Genomic DNA, 18,417 nt, shown 5'->3' with positions numbered 1-18,417 from the left:
TGAAGGTGATGCGCGGTTGCGGTAACGCCGCGAGTTCGGCGCGTGTTTGCGCAGAGCCGAGATAGCGCAACGCGCCGTAGCCCAGACCTTTGTCCGGCACGCTGCGCAGTTGTTCCTTGATGGATTTGATCGAGGCGCCGAGGTCCGTGGCAGGCATGAGATTGACCGGGAACAGGCTGGTGAACCAACCGACGGTGCGGGTCAGGTCGATGCCATCGAACAGATCTTCGCGGCCATGACCTTCGAGCTGGATCAGCGTGTTGCCCTGCCCGCTCCAGCGGCAAACGGCGCGCGCCAGTGCGGTCAGCAACAGGTCGTTGACCTGGGTGCGGTAGGCCGCCGGGGCCTGCTGCAGGAGCTTGCGGGTTTGTTCGGCGTCGAGCGTGAGTTCAAGTTTGTGTTCGAAGCGGTTTTCCAGCGCTCCATTCGGGCGCTCGCACGGCAGGTCGTTTGGCGCGTCTTGCAGGTGGATTTGCCAGTGGTCGAGGCTGTTTTCGAAGGCTGGAAGATGATCCTGCAAACGTGCGACCCAATGCTGGTAGCTGCTGGTTTTCGCCGATGCCGCAGCACCGTTGTAGAACTGCTGGAGGTCTTCCAGCAATACGCGCCAGGACACACCGTCCACCGCCAAATGATGAACCACCAGCAGCAAACGTTCGCTGCCGTCGGCCATGGCAACAAACAGTGCGCGCAGCAATGGGCCGTTGTGCAGGTCGAGACTGCGCTGGGCTTCGTCGCACAGGGCGTTGAGTTGTTCGACCGATTGCGCCTGGCGTTGCCACAGCACCGAGTCGGTGGTCGGCACGGCATAAGCCTGCTGCCAAGCGCTGTCGGTCTGTTGATAACGCAAGCGCAGGCTGTCGTGCTGGGTCAGCAATTGTTCCAGGGCTCGATCGAGTGCCTGGACGTTCAATGTCTCGCGCGGCACCAGCAGCAGCGACTGGTTCCAGTGTTGGCGCTGAGGGATGGCTTGTTCAAGAACCACTGCTGCACCGGCGCCAGCGCGACTGCACCCACCGCCGGGCCTTGATCAATCAGCGATTGTTCGCCGCTGCGGGCAGCCTGGGCCAGGCTGCGGACGGTCTGGTGCTGGAACAGATCCTTGGGACTCAAGACGATCCCGGCCTGCCGGGCGCGGCTGACCACTTGCATCGAGACGATGGAGTCGCCGCCCAGTTCGAAGAAGTTATCTTCCAGGCCGACGTTGTCGATGGCCAGCACGTCTTGCCAGATCGCCGCGAGGGATTTTTCCAGCGCGCTGCGTGGCGCGACGTGTTCGCGCTTTTGTGCGGTGCCGTCAACTGCCGGCAGGGCCTTGCGGTCGAGTTTGCCGTTGGGGGTCAGCGGCAGGTGTTCGATAAACAGCAGGAACGCCGGGACCATGTAGTCCGGCAGATGCAGCCGCAGTGCTGCTTTCAGGGATTCACGCAGGGTCGCTTGCGCATCGCTGTCGCCGAGCAACGCAGGCGTGCTCGGCACGATGTAGGCCACCAGTTGCTGACCGCTGGCGCCGTCCTGCGCCAGCACCGCCAGCTCGCGCACTGCGTCCTGTTGCAACAGCCGCGCTTCGATTTCGCCCAGCTCAATACGGAAGCCGCGCACCTTGACCTGATGGTCGATGCGACCGACGTATTGCAGGGTGCCGTCGGCCTGATAACGGGTCAGGTCGCCGGTGCGGTACAGGCGCTCGCCGGTGCTGGAAAACGGGTTCGGCACATACTTTTCGGCGGTCAGGCCTGGCCGCGCCAGATAACCACGGGTAATACCGGCGCCGCTCAGGAACAACTCGGCGGACACGCCTTGCGGCACCGGTTGCAGATCGGCGTCGAGCAGATAGCTGGCGGTGTGCTTGAGCGGCCGACCGATATTGGCGCGGCCACCGGCTTGGCGACGGGTCCAGGTGGAATAGGTGGTGTCTTCCGAAGGGCCATACAGATCGTAGACGTGCTCGACGGTCGGCTGCTGATACAGCGCTTCCACCAGGCTCTGTTTCAGCGGCTCACCGGCGAGGTTGATGATGCGCACGCCTGGCGGAATCTGCCCGTCGCGCTGCAACGCATTGATCGCCGACGGCACGGTGTTGATCAGCCGCACCTGATCCCGGGCCGGCAGTTGCGGAAGCTCCAGGGCGTTGCGGGCGATGATCACCGAACCACCGTTGGCCAGGGTGACGAACAGCTCCCACACCGACAAATCGAAGCACACCGAGGTCGAGGCCAGCACGCCTTGAATGTCGTCGCGGCTGAACACCGACTGCGACCATTCGATCAGCGCCAGCACGTTGCGGTGGGCGATGGCCACGCCTTTGGGCTTGCCGGTGGACCCGGAGGTGTAGATCACGTAGGCGAGGTTGTCCGGTGTGACGCCAGTGACCGGGGCGCTGGCTGGGTAAGTGGCCAGCGAGAGGTTGTCCATCAACAACACGGTGGTGTCGTCTGCCACGGTCAAGGTCGCGGCTACTTCTTCTTCGGTCAGCAGCACCAGTGCGCGGCTGTCTTCGAGCATGTAGGCAACGCGTTCGGCCGGGTAATCCGGGTCTAGCGGCACATAGGCGCCACCGGCCTTGAGCACTGCCAGCAATGCCACCAGCAGCTGTTCGGAACGTTGCATGGCCACGCCGACCCGGACTTCGGGGCCGACGCCGAGCTCAACCAGTTTGTGCGCCAGGCGATTGGCTTGCTGGTCGAGTTCGCTGTACGTCAGCTGCCGGGTGGCGAAGGTCACCGCCAATGCATCCGGCTTGTCTGCGACTTGCCGGTTGATCAGCTCATGAATGCACAGGTCCTGGGCGAAGCTGTCGTCGGCGCGGTTCCAGTCATGGACGATGCGCTGGTACTCGGCCTGCTCCAGCAACGGCAAATCGCTGATGCGTTGCTGTGCATCGCTGACCATGCCCTGTAGCAGATGTGTCCAGTGTTGCGCCATGCGCGCGATGGTCGCGGCGTCGAACAGATCGTTGGCGTAAGTCAGCGCTGCGTGCAGCTTTGCGCCCTTCTCGCACGTGTCTAGTGTCAGGTCGAACTGGGTGGTGCGCCCTTGCCATTCGATCACGCCCAGCGCCAGGCCAGACTGTGTCGTGACAGTGGAAATATCCGCGACCTGCGGCTGGTGGTTGTACATCACCTGGAACAACGGCGTGTGGCTGAGGCTGCGTTCCAGTTTCAAGGCTTCGACCAGTCGCTCGAACGGCAGGTCCTGGTGGGCCTGGGCGCCGAGGGCGGTTTCCTTGATGCGGCGCAGCAACTCGTCGACCCGGGTCTGGCCGTCCAGTTGGGTGCACAGTACCTGGGTGTTGACGAAGAAGCCGATCAGGCCTTCGATCTCGGCGCGGTTGCGGTTGGCGATTGGCACGCCGACGCGAATGTCGCTCTGCCCGGTGTAGCGGTGCAGCAGCACGTTGAAGGCGCCGAGCAACAGCATGAACAAGGTGATGTTGTGCTTTTGCGCAAAGGCCCGCAGTTGCTCGGCCAGTTGCGCGTCGACGGCGAATTCGTAGTGGGTGCCGCGATAGCTCGGCATCGCCGGGCGCGGATGATCCGTGGGCAGTTCCAGTACCGGATGCTCGTCACCCAGCTGCGCCTGCCAATAGTCGAGCTGACGCGCCTGCTCGCCGGCCTCCAGCCAGCGGCGCTGCCACAGGGCATAGTCGCTGTATTGGATCGGCAATGCTGCCAGTTGCGGTTGTGTGCCGGCATCGAAGGCGTCGTAGCAGCGGATGAACTCGTCGATCAGCACGTTCATCGACCAGCCGTCGGACACGATGTGATGCAGGGTCAGCAGCAGGACGTGTTCCTGTTCGGCGAGCTTAAGCAGCGTGACGCGCAACAGCGGGCCGTTGCCCAGATCGAACGGCAACACCGATTGTTTCTCGGCGGCCTGGGTGACTGCCTGTTCACGCTCCGTAGCTATTAACTTGCTGAAATCCACATGGTCGATCACCAGCGGCGTGGTGGCCGGTACTTGTAGCAGGCTGTCGTCGGCCTGACGGGCAAACACCGTGCGCAGGGTTTCGTGGCGCGCCACCAGGCTGTCGAAAGCCTGTTCCAGCGCCCCCAGGTTCAGACGGCCGGTCAGGCGTACTGCGCCGGGCAAGTTGTAGGCGCCGCTTTGCGGGTCCAGTTGCCAGAGAAACCACATGCGTTGCTGGGCGTACGACGGCGCCTGGCGATCCTCGGCGTCGACGCCGGCAGGAATCGGAAACCGGGCGAAATCAATACCTTCCTTGTGCAAGGCCGCAAGGAACATCTGGCGCTTTTGAAGGGGCAACCCGATAAACCGGCGAGCAAGTTTCAAGGAGTCTTCAGCATTCATTTCTGGGTATCCGGATCAGTGGCGGGAAGCACAAAGGCACGTCGTCCCTATAGAACGAATGCAGACCGGAAAAATTAGCGAATGAGAGTAAGTGTCAGAAGGGAGGGTAATGCGGGGAATACACTTGTAGGAGCTGGCTTGTCGAATCGTCGCACCGCAGCGAAGGCGGTGGGTCAGGCAATATCAATGTCGCCGGTCCTGGCCCCTTCGCTGGCAAGCCAGCTCCTACAGGGGGCTGTGTCAGGCGCTGGCGGCCGTCGCATGCCGGCGATGAGGCACTTGCAGCTGATCCTTGATCACCTTGAGCACCTTGGCCTCATGCTCATGAATGAAGAAGTGCCCGCCGCCGAACATGTCCACGGAGAAGCTGCCACGGGTTTCCTTGCTCCAGCCGATCAACTGCTCGGTGGTGGCCCGGTCGGCCTTGCCGCCGAGTACGTGCACCGGGCATTTGAGCAATGGCCGCTGCAGCGGCTCGAAACGCCCGCACAACTGGAAATCGGCACGCAGAATCGGCAGTGTCAGGCTCATCAGCTCTTCGTTGGCCAGCACTTCCTCGCTGGTGCCGTTGAGCGTGCGCAGTTGCTCGATCAGTTCGGCGTCGGTCTTGGGTTGGGCAAAACCCCGATCGTAGTCGGCACGTAGGGTTGGCGCGGCGGTGCCGGAGGCGAACAACGCCACCGGTTCGGGCAGCTGAGCGCGCGAAACGCATGGGCCATCTCACAGGCCAGCAACGCGCCGAGGCTGTGGCCGAACAAGGCGTAGGGCGCCTGGAGCGTGGCTTTTGTTCCTGCGCCAGTTGCAGCGCGAGCCGGCGCATGTCGGTGTGCAACGGCTCGCCATACCGTGCGCCCCGCCCCGGCAGTTCCACCGGCTGCAATTTCAGCCATTGCGGCAGTTTGCTCCGCCAGCGGCTGTAAACCATGGCACTCGCGCCCGAATAGGGCAGGCACAGCAATGTCAGCTGGGTCACCGGGCTTACCTCGAAAAGTTGTCTGTATAGGAAAACGGATGAGCGCCGCGAGAAATTAGTCGTATAAACATTCTTGTAGGAGCTAGCTTGCTCGCGATGGTGTGTCAGCCGCATTGATGTCGACTGACACACCATCGCGAGCAAGCTAGCTCCTACAGGTGGTTCATCATTTCAAATGGCGGTAGCTTTGCACCGCAGAACCCAGCACGACCACCCCCGCCGCAATCGCCACCCAAAACCCGCTACGCGCCCCGAACGCATCCACCAGCCAACCTGAACTGGCAGCGCCAATCGCCACGCCGATGCTCAACCCGGTGACCAGCCAGGTCAGGCCTTCGGTGAGTTTGGCCGGCGGCACGATCTGCTCCACCAACGCCATCGCAACAATCAGGGTCGGGGCAAAAAACAGCCCGGCGACAAACACCGCCACGGACAAACCAAGAATGTTTACCGCCAGCAGCAGCGGCAAGGTAGTCACAGCCGTCGCCACTCCGCCGTAGAGAAACAGTCTCGGCAGCGGCACTTTCGAGCGCAGCGCGCCGAATGCCAGCCCGGCCAGGCACGAGCCGAGCGCATACACCGACAGCACAATACTCGCTGCCGCGGGTTGACCCTGCTGCTGGGCGAAGGCCACGCTGACGACATCGATCACGCCGACGATGGTGCCCATGGCGACCATCAACAGCATCAGCAACTGGATGTTCACGCAGCGGATGATCGAGCCCGAATGATGCGCTTCATGGGGATGCACCGGCGGCTCGGTGCTGCGTTGCAGGACAAACGCCGTGACCCCGATGGCCAGCATCAGCAACGCCGCCAATGGTCCTGCCTCGGGGAACGCCACCACGCACAGACCCACTGACAACGGCGGCCCGACAATAAAGCAGACCTCGTCTAGCACCGACTCCAGGGCATAGGCGGTTTGCAGTTGAGGCTGGCCGCGATACAACTCGGTCCAGCGTGCCCGCACCATCGCCGACATGCTTGGCATGCAACCCGCCAGCGCGGCGAACACAAACAGCGTCCATTGCGGCGCCTGCAAACGGGTGCAGAGCAACACCAGCAACAACGCCCCGCCACCGATCAGCGCCGACACCGGCAAAATCCGCCGCTGACCGAAACGGTCCACCAGCCGCGACACTTGCGGCGCACAAAATGCCGTGGCCAGTGCAAAGGTCGCCGCCACCGCCCCGGCCAGGCCATAGCCGCCCTGCAATTGCGAAAGCATAGTAATCAGGCCGATGCCGGTCATGGAAATTGGCATGCGCGCAATCATCCCGGCCAGTACAAAGGCTCTGCTGCCTGGGGCTTTGAACAGCTCGCGGTAGGGGTTTGCCATGGGGGCTGGCCTCGGTAAGGGTCTGCAAGTTGCCATAAACGCTGGTTGAGGGGAAAGCAGCCAATTGTTGGTTGAATGTGAAGGCCTCTTCGCGGGCAAGCCTCGCTCCTACAGGGAAACGCGATCTTCCGTAGGAGCGAGGCTTGCCCGCGAAGGGGTCGGTAAAGCCACTTTGTATTTCCAGACAAATGAACTCCAAGCCACCCAAACCAGTCCTCTGATCAGGCTCTCAGTTCCCGGAGTTTCTCGACAATGACTGACCATCACCCCGAACGCCAAAGCCCCATCGACGCTCATGGCATCATCGGCGACATGCGCAGTGCCGCGCTGGTCAATGACAAGGGCAGCGTGGATTTTTTTTGCTGGCCGGAATTCGATAGCCCGTCGATTTTCTGTTCGCTGCTGGACACCCCCGAGGCAGGCATTTTCCAGCTCTCCCCGGACTTGCCCGACGCCCGCCGCGAGCAAATCTATCTGCCCGACACCAACGTGCTGCAAACCCGCTGGCTCAGCGACCGTGCCGTGGTTGAAATCACCGATCTGCTGCCCATCGGCGACAGCGAAGATGACTTGCCACTGCTGATGCGTCGGGTGCGGGTGGTCAGTGGCAAGGCGACCTTTCAGCTGCGCTGCGCCGTGCGTCATGACTATGCCCGCGCCCACACCCGAGCCCGCGCCGATGAGAAAGACGTGGTTTTTGAAGCCGTCGACCAGCCGTCCATGCGCCTGTCATCTGACCAGATCCTGACCATCGACGGCAGCGCCGCCGTCGCCGAATTCACCCTCGAACAGGACCAGAGCGCCGAGTTCCTGCTCGGCGCCATCGACGATCCGCGCTTCAAGGAAGGCGCCGCTGCGCTGTGCCTGGAACGCACGCTGAAGTTCTGGCGCGACTGGATCGGCCAGTCCAACTATCGCGGTCGCTGGCGGGAAATGGTCAATCGCTCGGCACTGGCAATGAAGCTGCTAACTTCACGCAAACACGGCGCGATCCTCGCCGCGGCGACCTTCGGCCTGCCGGAAACCGTCGGCGGCGAACGCAACTGGGATTACCGCTACACCTGGATCCGCGACGCTTCGTTCAGTGTTTATGCGTTCATGCGACTGGGCTTCGTCGAAGAGGCAAACGCCTTTATGCGCTGGTTGCGCGGGCGGGTCGCCGACTCTCACGGCAAAGCGATGAAGCTCAATATTCTGTACGGCATCGACGGCCGGCAGCAATTGCCGGAAATCCAACTCGCGCACCTCTGCGGCCACGGCGGCGCGACCCCGGTACGCATCGGCAATCAGGCTTACGCGCAGGTTCAGCTCGACATCTTCGGCGAGCTGATGGACGCGGTGTACCTGGTCAACAAGTACGGCGAAGCCATTTCCCATGAGGGCTGGAAGCATATGGTGGAAGTGGTCGATCAGGTCTGCGAGACCTGGCAGCAGGAAGACGTCGGGATCTGGGAAATGCGCGGCGAACAACATCACTTTCTGCACTCGCGCCTAATGTGCTGGGTCGCGTTGGACCGGGCGATCCGCCTCGCATCGAAACGCTCGTTGCCAGCACCGTTCGCCCGTTGGGACCAGACCCGTCAAGCGATCTACGCCGACATCTGGGAAAATTTCTGGAGTGAAGAACTCGGGCATTTCGTCCAGCACATCGGCGGCACCGGCCTCGACGGTTCGATGCTGCTGATGCCGCTGGTGCGTTTCGTCAGCGCCAAGGATCCACGTTGGCTCGCCACCCTCGACGCCATCGAGAAAAGCCTGGTGCGCGAGGGCATGGTTTACCGCTACCACAACGAACACACCCACATCGACGGCCTGCCCGGCACGGAAGGCGCGTTCGCCGCGTGTTCCTTCTGGTACGTCGAATGTCTGGCCCGCGCCGGTCGGGTGGAAAAGGCTCATATGGAGTTCGAGCAATTGCTGAGGTATGCCAATCCGCTGGGACTGTACGCCGAAGAATTCGACAGCCATGCGCGTCACATGGGCAATACGCCACAAGCGCTGACGCATCTGGCGCTGATCAGCGCGGCGAGTTTTCTGAACCGGAAGTTGAGTGGGGAGAAGAGTTTTTGGCAGCCTTGAGCGCAAAGACTCAGCCTGACGTCCCTCCCTTTACTGGGCGTGGTATGGCTCCTTCGGGTGAAGTACTTTAATCGCGTGGCGGAAGTTGAATCCCATGAGATAGCTGTCGAATGAGTAATCACACGCTGATCCAATATGCCCTGACCCCAAGTCTGAGCCTCGCCTACGAGGAACACGGTCCCAGCACCGGCGACCCGGTGATTTTGCTCCACGGCTTTCCCTACTCCCCTCGCGCCTACGACGAAGTCGCCCCGCCTCTCGCGGCCAAAGGCTACCGCGTGATCGTCCCCTACCTGCGCGGTTACGGCCCGACCCGTTTCAACAGCCCCGACACGCTGCGCTCAGGCCAGCAAGCCGCCCTCGCCCAGGATTTGCTGGATCTTATGGATGCTCTCTCAATCCCGAAAGCAGCCCTTTGCGGTTATGACTGGGGTGGTCGGGCGGCGTGTATCGTAGCGGCGTTGTGGCCGGAGCGGGTTCGTTGCCTGGTCACCGGCGATGGCTACAACCTGCAGGACATTCCCCGCTCGACCCGGCCACGAGCCCCGGAAACCGAGCATCGTCTCTGGTATCAGTACTATTTCCACACTCCGCGTGGCGTTGCGGGTCTGACGGAAAATCGCCGGGACTTGTGTGAGTTGCTCTGGGAATTGTGGTCGCCAACCTGGACCAAAGGCCCAGAGTTATATCCCTTGAGCGCACCGGCCTTCGAAAACCCGGATTTCGTCGAGGTGGTGATTCACTCGTACCGGCACCGGTTCATGTATGCGCCCGGCGATACAGCACTGGAGTGGATGGAGAAGGCCCTGGTCAAACAACCACCGATCAGCGTGCCGACAATTTCCCTGTGTGGCGCCGACGATGGCGTTGGCCCGGCGCCAGAGATCGACGACGACCTCGAACACTTCACCGGGCGTTACGAGCGCCGGGTGCTGGCGGGTGTCGGGCATAACATTCCCGAAGAAGCTCCCCTGGACACGCTTAAGGCATTACTGGATCTGCTGCAACGCTGACGGAAAAGCGTTCGCGATAGGCCTGCGGCGTTACACCCATGGCCCGCAGAAAACAGCGGCGCAGGGTTTCTTCGCTGCCGAATCCGCATTGCACGGCGACTCGTTTGATCGCTACGCCGGTATCGCTGAGCAGGCGCCGTGCCGTCTCGACGCGGATCAGTTCGATGGCCCGGGCCGGGGTCTGGCCGGTGTCGGCGCGGTAGTGGCGCACGAAGCTGCGTTCGCTCATGCCGGCCTGCAAGGCCAGGGTTGGGATACCGAGATCCTTGGTGAGATTTTCGCTGATCCAGGCGTGAAGTTCGTCGAAACGGCTGCCTTCATTCTGCAAGGAGAGGGTCACGCTGAATTGCGACTGGCCGCCGGGCCGTTTGAGAAATACCACCAGTTGCCGGGCGACTTCCAGGGCCATGGTGCGGCCGAGGTCGGCTTCGACCATCGCCAGTGCCAGGTCGATGCCGGCAGTGACCCCGGCCGAGGTCCAGACCGGGCCGTCGTTGATGAAAATCGGATTGGGCTCGACTTGCAATTGCGGATGCTTCTGAGCGAGTTGATCGCAGCGGGTCCAGTGGGTGACCACGCGCCGGCCATCGAGCCAACCGCTAGCCGCCAGCAAAAACGCTCCGGTGCACACCGAGGAAACCCGGCGGCATTGCAACCCATGCTCGCGCACCCAAGTCACCAGTGGCTGATCCTCCGCCGCCGCGTAGACACCCCAGCCCCCGGCGATGATCAAGGTGTCGCTGCCCTGCTCGGGCAAGGGTTCAGCCAACAACGCCAGCCCCGCCGATGACATCACCGCCCCACCGCCGCTGGCAATCACTGTCGGCGCGTAAGGTGCGGGCAAACCTTGCTGGCGGGCGATGTCGTTGGCCGAGGCGAACACCTGCAACGGCCCGGTGACATCGAGCAATTGCACATTGGCGAACGCGAGCACATGAATGGCTTTCGGCATTTTGGCGTAATTCGTGGGGTTATTGGCGTATGCGCCAAATCCTAGGCGCCTACAGTGAAGTCGTCTACCCACTTCAGGAGAAAAACACCATGACCTTGCAGATCGGTTTTCTGTTGTTTCCACAGGTGCAGCAACTCGACCTGACCGGCCCGTACGACGTGCTGGCCTCGCTACCGAATGTGAAGGTGCATCTGATCTGGAAGGACCTGATGCCCATCACCGCCAGCACCGGCCTGATGCTCAAGCCGACCACCACCTTCGACGATTGCCCGGCGCTGGATGTGATCTGCGTACCCGGTGGCAGCGGTGTCGGGCCGTTGATGGAGGATGATCAGACCCTGGCGTTCATCAAGGCCCAGGCCGCCAATGCGCGTTACGTCACGTCGGTGTGCACCGGTGCGTTGGTTCTTGGCGCGGCGGGCCTGCTCAAGGGTAAACGCGCTACCACCCACTGGGCCTATCACGAGTTGCTGTCGCCTCTTGGGGCTATCGCGGTGAAGGATAGGGTGGTGCGCGACGGTAACCTGCTGACCGGTGGCGGGATTACCGCAGGCATCGATTTTGCCCTGACCCTGGCCGCAGAGCTGTTCGATAAAGATACCGCCGAGCTGGTGCAATTGCAGCTCGAGTACGCCCCGGCGCCACCGTTCCACGCCGGCAGCCCCGAAACAGCGCCGGCCAGCGTTCTGGAGGAAGCCCGCAAACGCGCCGCCGGGTCATTGAAGCTGCGGGCTGAAATCACCGAGCGTGCCGCGGCGAAACTCGATCGCTAATGTAGGAGCGAGCCTGCTCGCGATGGTCGTTAACGATAACGCGTGTTAACTGGTTAAGCGCTGTGCTCTTGAGTCCATCGCGAGCAAGCTCGCTCCTACATTTTTTTCCTCACGCCGGCATTTTTCTTACGCCCACAAAAAAACCCGCCGAAGCGGGTTCTTCCAAGACCATTACGACTCCCTGTCGTCAGCATTCCCTGCAATGGCCGATCATCCATGATCCTGAGCACTCCTGTGCGTCAGTGGATGGCGACAGAATACGCACGGGATCCAATTTGTAACAGGAGATATAGCTACCATCGCGTGTAAGACATTCGCTATAGAAGCCCTTCCGAAAACCCTTAGAGGCATCAGTCACTCTCCCGCTCACGGGCCTTGGCGCTTTCGATGAGAAAGTGTTCGAGCCTGCTCAATTGCTCTTCCCAGCCTCGGCTGTCCATGTAAAACGCCTCTTTCTGACGAAAGTCGGGAATGTGAGCAAAACCCGACTCGGAGACCTTGAGCAGTGTGCCGTCCTCGTAGTCTTCCAGTTCGAACTTGACCAGCGTGGTCGGCTCCTGGGAGTAGTCGATCTTCGGGTTCACCGCGTAAGGGTGCCAGCGAAACGAAAACAACTGCTGCGGCTCGACCCGCTCCACCAGCACGTTCCACAACACGTGTTCATAACCGGGATACGTGACCTGCCCCTGCGTCCACTCTCCGGCAATAAAACGCCTGCCTTCGAGCGCAACGCCAAACCACTGACCGAACGCCTCTGCATCGACCAATGCACGCCAGACATGGGAGCGCGGCGATTTCAGCGTGATTTTGCGCTCAAAACTATTGGGTACTGGTTTCATACGTCACCTCCTGTAATGAACAACAGTAGGCCTGTAAGACCACATGTCCAGTCCGAAAGTTGTATGAATTGAGTGTCAGCTGTCGTAATCGCAATCTTTGCATCGCGATTCGCGTCGCTACACTGCCTCTCAACTTTCTCTGACACTGCGAGTTTCCCCCATGCACACACGTTTTCTCCTGGCGTTGGCGCCTTTGCTGTTCACCCCCCTGGCCCATGCCGTGGACTGCGACAATGCCGCCGACCAGACTTTGATGAACCAGTGTGCGTCACAGCAGTACGCGGCGGCGGACAAGGAGTTGAATGCGCTGTACCAGCAGATCACTTCGCGGCTCAAGGGCAATCCCGACAGCAAGAAACTGCTGGTGGGGGCGCAGCGTTCGTGGGTTGCGTTTCGCGATGCCGAATGCAAGTTCTCGGCGTCAGGGGTGGAAGGCGGGAGTGTTTATCCGCTGATCTACAGCAATTGCGTAACTGAATTGACCAAGGCGCGGGTTGAGGCGTTCAAGACTTACTTGAAGTGTCAGGAGGGGGATTTGGGGTGTCCGGTGCCGGGGGTTTGATTTTGTGTTGGTCTTGAGGGCCACTTCGCGGGCAAGCCTCGCTCCTACAGGTACGGCGTGGTCCTTGTAGGAGCTGGCTTGCCAGCGAAGGCGTCAGTTCAGACGCCGCAAACTACCGCACAAAGATTTGCGCCGTGGTAATCGCCATATCCCCGCCCGGCATTTTGATGCTGCCGACCTGTTTCAGGCTGTCGGCATCAAAGATCGCCACATCGTTGAATGTACCGGCCAGGTAGATCTTGCTGCCGTCCTTGTTGAAAGAAATGCAGTAGTAGGAATGATCCAGCGTGGCGGACTGGAGCATTTTTTTCTCTTTGATGTCGTACTTGGCCAGGCGGTTTAGCACGCCGAACATCAGGTTCGGGTCTTTCGGCGAGCGCATGCCACTGAAGTAGATTTCCGTCAGGGGACCGAAGTCGGTGGTTTCGGTCTTGCCGGTCTTCAGGTCGACACTGAACAGGCCGTACAGATTCTCAGCGGTAGCCGGATCCTGTTTCTTGTCCTTGAATTTCGCGGTGGTGTAGAGCAGCGAGAAGTCATGCCGATAGGTCTGCTGGTTCCACACGTAGAGCACGTCCGGCGCGCTGTAGTTCTCACGTTTCCAGTGACGGCTGGGGATCAGCACGTCGAACTTGCCGGTCTGTACGTTGACCTTGTAGACATCCGCCCCCGCCACGTACAGCGTGCCGTCGTCACCACTCTGCATGATGGTCAGCTGCCGTGGCGCCGGGAAACTGCGCACCGGTTTGGCATCCATGCCGCTATCGGTTTTGTACACATCGAGTCGCGGTTGCTGCACTTCGTAACGATCGTTAAGCATCAACGTCGGGTTAGCGATGGTGAACAGTTCCTTGCCGTCGTGGCTGAGGGTGAAGGCGAACATCGACTTCGCTTTCTCCCCGGGCTTCTGAGTGATGCTGGCGTGGAACACCTGCTTGCAGCTGTCCAGTTCGACTCCGTAGACATCCGCGTAATGGTTGTTCAACACATAGGCCGTCTTGCGATCCGGCGACAGCTGCACGGTGCCGGGACCGAAGGAGTCCGGCATCTTACAGGTCTTGAACAACGTGTCGGTGGCCAGGTCGATCACATGCAGATTGTTCGGGTAATTGGTGGTCAACATGTACTCGTGACCGTCTTGCAGCGCGGTGTTTTCATCGGCCAGAACCGTGAGCGAACAGGTGCTCAGGACGGCGAAAGCGGCCAGGCCGCAGGCTTTGATGCTGTGCATGCTGGAATCCTTTTTCTCTGTCCGATTACTTGTCTTTAGGGAAGACAGTGCCGAGGTTGCGCCAGTTTTCGTTGGACGCCTGGGCATCCTTGTTCCAGTCCGGGTAGGTGCTCATCATGTCCGGCACCTGGGCCGGCCACCAGCAAGGGTCAGAGCAGCCATACAGGTCGGCTTCCATCGGCTGGCACAGCGACGACACACCGCCAAACGCGTCGATTTCCCAGCCCGGGTCGGTGGTCGAGGCACAGCCTGCCACAGAGCTCATCGCTACCACTTCTTCGATGCGGTTTTCGTCCGCGGCCTGATCCAGCTTCAACGCTTTGTTATTGATTGCCTTGAGATGTTTCATATCAGTGAGCCTTGCGCGGAGTGATGTAGCTGCTGATGAACGCAGGGTTATTGGCCATGATCCGGGTGTAGACCTCGATACCGAAGTCGACCCAGTCACGCATCAGTTCGCAGTAGTGATAGGTCGGGTGCGTCGGGTCGCCGTAGCGGGCGTAGCTCTCGTGGTAGCAACCGCCGGAGCACAGGTTGCGGATGTTGCAGTCGTTGCAACCGGTGTTGGTACGGTCCAGGCGTTGGGACAGGAAGTCGTTCAACTCCACTTGCTTCACGCCACTGTGGACGTTGCCGAAGGTCGGCAAACTCGAACCGGTAAAGCGGTGGCACAGGTTCAGTTCGCCCTTGTGATCCACCGCCAGCATCTTCAGGCCCGCGCCGCATGGCAGGGCTTTTTTGTGGCCTTCGTGAATATCGGTGATCAACTGGTGCAGATTGGAGAAACCGATGTTGCGGTGCTCCAGTGCCGCTTCCAGATAGCGTCGACCGAGGGCCTTCATGTTGGCGAATACCTGCACCAGTTCATCACTGGAGAGGTTGAAACTGCTGATGTCGCCGGAGGTCACAGGGGCAAAGCCGACTTCGGCAAAACCCAGTTCGTTGAACAGGTGATCCCAGATGGTTTCGACGTCGGTCACGCCTGTCGTCAGCGTCACCCGCGCCCCCACCGGGCGGCTGTTGTAGCGCGACAGCAACATCTCGGCCTTGCGCCGCACCACGTCGTAGGTGCCCTGCCCGCCCACGGTGATACGGTTGCGGTCGTGCACGGTTTTCGGCCCGTCGATGCTCACCGACAAACCGAAGCGGTGGGCATTGAGATAGTCCACTGTCTCTTCGGTGAGCAGCGTGGCGTTGGTGGTCATGACGAACTCGACGAACTTGCCGGCCTCGCGAAAACGCTTCTCGCAATAGTCGACCATGTACTCGATCAGCTTGCGATTGCTCAGCGGCTCACCGCCGAAAAACACCACGGTGAAGCGCTCTTCGTCTGGTGATTCGCGCAGCAGCATTTCGACGGAAGCGATGGCCGTTTCCACATCCATTTTTTTGCCGGCCGACGGCTTGTCGAGGTCTTCCTTGTAGCAGTAGGTGCAGCTCAGATTGCAGCCGGTGTTGACGTTCAGGACCACGGTATTGATTGCCGTGCGTTCAACCCGTTTGGTGGCGATGTCCGGGGTCAGTGGCGAGCCATCGCTGACCAGTTCCAGGGCCATCAACTCGCGCAGGGTTTCGTTGATTTCCTCGCCGTTGAAGCGCGCGGCCAGGCGTTGGATCAAGTCATCCGAGGTGCAGCCCGGACCACGCAAGGTATCGATGATGGTGCCGGTCAGTTCATCGCTGGCGAACAGCGAACTGCTGGGGATGTGAAACAGCATGCGGTCGGCGTCGACCTGCACTTCGTGCAGATTGCGCTCGACCAGATTCAAGATAGCGCCCATGGCAAACCTCCTGTGCAGGCCCCGCTTGGGAGGCCTGCGATCATTCCGAAAAAGTGTCTGGATCTGTTAAACGATCAAACAACTCATGGAATGGGTGGATTGTTCCAGCGTTGCACGGTCACGATCATGTGGCCTTCGCCGGTCAGGGAGTTCCCTGCGTCGTCGACGGCGGCGATGACCTTGAGGTTGCCGGCATTGTTGGTGGACATTTTGCGTGCAGGGTTCGGCCCGGCATCGCCCGGTGTGAACACGCCCGTGTCGGCCTGCATGGTGCCGGCGAACTTGACGTCTTCGTCTTCCTTGGCGCGGTCATCGAAGGCTTCAACCTTCCACTGCGCCGGGAACACACCGATGCGATATGGCTTGCCATCGGCGCCCTTGCCCCAGGCTTCGGCGTCGAAACGGCCCTGGACTTTCGGCGTCGAACCACCGCCCTCGCCGATCCGCGCTACCGAGAATTCCGGCACCACTTTGACCGCGTCGATTTTGTTGTAGACCGACAGGCTCGGCCCTTTCAGCGCGCCGACGCTGACCGCGCGCAGCCCCGGTTGGGCGTTGGAAGCGGCCTTGAGTTTGACCTTGATCCGCTCCGGGCTCTGCTCGACGATTTCGACCACGTCCACGCCTTTGCCGAAGTTCGGCTTGCCGGCCAGACCGCTGCCGATCAGGGTGACTTCGGTTTCGCTACCGGCCTTCAGGTAACCCGGCTGCACTGCCAGCAAACGCTGGGAGCCGTTTTTGGCGGCGACGAAGTCCAGACCTCGTTCGTCATGCTCGGCCTCGAACATCCGCCCCTGCATGGCGTTGCCTTGGGCGGCGAACACCTGGCGCATGGTCACGCCATCGATGGTCACGTTGCCGCGCCATTCGTAGCCGGTGTAGAGAATCGCGCTGCCATCGCCGTTGAATGGCGTGCCGTCGGCGTATTGGCCTTTGACGCTGACCTTGAAGGTGTCGTTGCCGTCGGCGGTCACGCTCATCACGCCGGCCAGTTCACCCTTGCCGGGCACGTGACCGCTGAAGCTCCAGTCACCCACCAGCGCTTCGCTTTTCGGCGCGGTACTCTGCCATTTTTTCCAGGCCGGATTGTCCAGCGGATAACGCTTGGCCAGCAGCGGCACCATGTCTTTGCGAGCGATATCGAACCAGTCGCGGTCACGAGCCAGCGCCTGGTATTCCAGTGACGGCCACTGGCCGAGGTGGAAGTTCACCAGACGTTCCCACTCCTGGGCCGGACGGCGTTGCAGGGCGACCCGCGCACCAGAGTGGCAGCGACCGCACATCTGACTGGTCTGGTCGTCGAATTTTTCGACCGTGTTGAGCCGGCGCTCCATGGCGTAACGCACGCCGTCGGTTTCGCTAGGCGCCAGGCCCTGAGTGTCGGCCAGGTACTTGACCAGCGTGCGCCGGTCTTCATCGCTGATCTGCAAACCGTGCATGGTCTGCATCCGGGCGATGCTCATCAGCCAGCCTTCCGGCGTCTTGCGCTGATGACTGATGCGGCTCAGGGCGTTATCGGCTTCAGGGGTGTGACAGCCCTGACAGGTTTCCTTGAGGATGGTCTGGGCGTCGCGGGCTGCCAGGCTGTAAGGCGAATGCAGCGCCACACAAGCGGCCACGGCCAGCAGACTGACACTCAGGCCTGATCGGAGTTTTCTCTTCATCAACGTCGAACCTCGCACGGTGCTTTCTTATTTTTGTCGCTATCGTTTTTTTTGGTTTCTGCCGTCGGCGGTGAACCGCTGGCGGAGGCAAGAGAAACGTCTGCGATGAGCAATACACGGAGCGTGCCAGCTTACGAATACTTCAATGAATCAATAGGTTGCAGGTAACTGCTCGGGTTTTGACATGGACATCATCGGCGTTCCACGTTTAATTTCGCGACAACTGTTGCAACCTGAGACACGTGTAGGAGCGAGCATGCTCGCGATGATCGTCAACGATAACGTGGGCATTCAGACAACCCGCGTCATCGTTGGCCACCATCGCGAGCATGCTCGCTCCTACAGAGTAATTCGTCAGTCTCACGCCGTCGCAAATTGCGACGTTTGGCGCCGACACATCGCTACCCCAAACATCCGGAAAGCCCGCCACTTCGGGCCCTCGCTTGATAAATCCACAATTGGCACAGCCATTGCGAAAGACCTCGGCACACGAACAAGACGAGGTTTCAACATGTCGCTCCCTAACCTGCTTCCCGCCACTTCGGCATTTATTCAGCGCGCCCCGCGCATGCTCATCGGCGGCGACTGGGTCGAGGCTGCCGACGGCCAGACCATGCCCCTGCACAACCCGGCCAGCGGTGAAGTGCTGTGCGTGGTGCCGAGGCCACGCCGGAAGATGTCGACCGCGCCGTGCTCGCCGCTCGTCAGGCCTTCGATGATTCGGCCTGGACCCGCACCCGCCCCCGTGAGCGGCAGAACCTGTTGTGGAAACTCGCCGAGCTGATGCAGCGTGACGCCGAGCTGCTGGCTCAGCTGGAATGCCTGAACAACGGCAAAAGCGCCGCTATCGCTCAGGTGATGGACGTGCAGCTGTCCATCGACTTCCTGCGCTATATGGCA

Annotated in this window: 11 protein-coding genes and 3 pseudogenes; 5 read left to right on the top strand and 9 right to left on the bottom strand. The window is 60.9% G+C overall.

Translation table 11 applies throughout. The features are described from left to right. From CES87_RS31280 to CES87_RS31270, 3 genes and pseudogenes are all read right to left on the bottom strand, one after another. Nucleotides 1–4,311, bottom strand: a pseudogene (locus tag CES87_RS31280) (amino acid adenylation domain-containing protein); the annotation flags it as partial. A gap of 240 nt (nt 4,312–4,551) precedes the next feature. Then, nucleotides 4,552–5,284: pseudogene (locus CES87_RS31275) on the bottom strand (thioesterase II family protein). A gap of 166 nt (nt 5,285–5,450) precedes the next feature. Next, the gene (locus CES87_RS31270; protein ID WP_128609258.1) at nt 5,451–6,623 is read right to left on the bottom strand and encodes an MFS transporter; all 1,173 of its coding nucleotides are present in this window, start codon (nt 6,621–6,623) and stop codon (nt 5,451–5,453) included. Between the two features lie 252 nt (nt 6,624–6,875). Here CES87_RS31270 and CES87_RS31260 point away from each other — a divergent pair, with 252 nt between their 5' ends. Both CES87_RS31260 and CES87_RS31255 read left to right on the top strand, forming a co-directional pair. Then, complete coding sequence (locus CES87_RS31260) at nt 6,876–8,702, top strand: glycoside hydrolase family 15 protein (protein ID WP_128609254.1); 1,827 nt, start codon at nt 6,876–6,878, stop codon at nt 8,700–8,702. Nucleotides 8,703–8,812: 110 nt separating this feature from the next. Then, complete coding sequence (locus CES87_RS31255; RefSeq protein ID WP_128609252.1) at nt 8,813–9,715, top strand: alpha/beta fold hydrolase; 903 nt, start codon at nt 8,813–8,815, stop codon at nt 9,713–9,715. On the opposite strand, the gene CES87_RS31250 is transcribed toward CES87_RS31255, so the two are convergent. Next, nucleotides 9,684–10,667 carry a GlxA family transcriptional regulator gene (locus CES87_RS31250; RefSeq protein WP_128609250.1) on the bottom strand — a complete coding sequence of 328 codons (984 nt, stop codon included), beginning with the start codon at nt 10,665–10,667 and terminating at the stop codon, nt 9,684–9,686. The genes CES87_RS31255 and CES87_RS31250 overlap by 32 nt on opposite strands. Before the next feature lie 89 nt (nt 10,668–10,756). On the opposite strand from CES87_RS31250, the gene inhA reads away from it, so the two are divergent. Continuing rightward, complete coding sequence (inhA, locus tag CES87_RS31245) at nt 10,757–11,440, top strand: isonitrile hydratase (protein ID WP_128609260.1); 684 nt, start codon at nt 10,757–10,759, stop codon at nt 11,438–11,440. Nucleotides 11,441–11,790: 350 nt separating this feature from the next. Here inhA and CES87_RS31240 read toward each other — a convergent pair whose 3' ends face one another. After that, nucleotides 11,791–12,279 (bottom strand): SRPBCC family protein, encoded by a 489-nt coding sequence (locus CES87_RS31240; RefSeq protein WP_128609248.1) that lies wholly within the window; start codon nt 12,277–12,279, stop codon nt 11,791–11,793. Between the two features lie 160 nt (nt 12,280–12,439). On the opposite strand from CES87_RS31240, the gene CES87_RS31235 reads away from it, so the two are divergent. Continuing rightward, complete coding sequence (locus CES87_RS31235; protein WP_128609246.1) at nt 12,440–12,841, top strand: lysozyme inhibitor LprI family protein; 402 nt, start codon at nt 12,440–12,442, stop codon at nt 12,839–12,841. A gap of 112 nt (nt 12,842–12,953) precedes the next feature. Here CES87_RS31235 and peaD read toward each other — a convergent pair whose 3' ends face one another. The 4 genes from peaD to peaA all read right to left on the bottom strand — a co-directional run bounded on the left by peaD (nt 12,954) and on the right by peaA (nt 17,517). Next, on the bottom strand, nt 12,954–14,072 hold the full coding sequence (gene peaD, locus CES87_RS31230) for a quinohemoprotein amine dehydrogenase subunit beta (RefSeq protein ID WP_128609244.1): 1,119 nt from the start codon (nt 14,070–14,072) through the stop codon (nt 12,954–12,956). Between the two features lie 25 nt (nt 14,073–14,097). After that, the gene (qhpC, locus tag CES87_RS31225; protein ID WP_007971075.1) at nt 14,098–14,421 is read right to left on the bottom strand and encodes a quinohemoprotein amine dehydrogenase subunit gamma; all 324 of its coding nucleotides are present in this window, start codon (nt 14,419–14,421) and stop codon (nt 14,098–14,100) included. A 1-nt stretch (nt 14,422) separates the two neighbouring features. Continuing rightward, nucleotides 14,423–15,853: a quinohemoprotein amine dehydrogenase maturation protein gene (gene peaB / locus CES87_RS31220; protein WP_128609242.1), complete on the bottom strand. Its 1,431-nt coding sequence runs from the start codon at nt 15,851–15,853 to the stop codon at nt 14,423–14,425. 83 nt (nt 15,854–15,936) lie between these two features. Next, the gene (peaA, locus tag CES87_RS31215; RefSeq protein ID WP_128609240.1) at nt 15,937–17,517 is read right to left on the bottom strand and encodes a quinohemoprotein amine dehydrogenase subunit alpha; all 1,581 of its coding nucleotides are present in this window, start codon (nt 17,515–17,517) and stop codon (nt 15,937–15,939) included. A 511-nt stretch (nt 17,518–18,028) separates the two neighbouring features. Here peaA and CES87_RS31210 point away from each other — a divergent pair. Continuing rightward, nucleotides 18,029–18,417: pseudogene (locus CES87_RS31210) on the top strand (aldehyde dehydrogenase family protein); the annotation flags it as partial.

It is taken from the genome of Pseudomonas sp. ERMR1:02 (genome assembly GCF_002277815.1).
Taxonomy (GTDB): domain Bacteria; phylum Pseudomonadota; class Gammaproteobacteria; order Pseudomonadales; family Pseudomonadaceae; genus Aquipseudomonas.
This window is presented reverse-complemented; position numbering and strand designations above follow the sequence as displayed.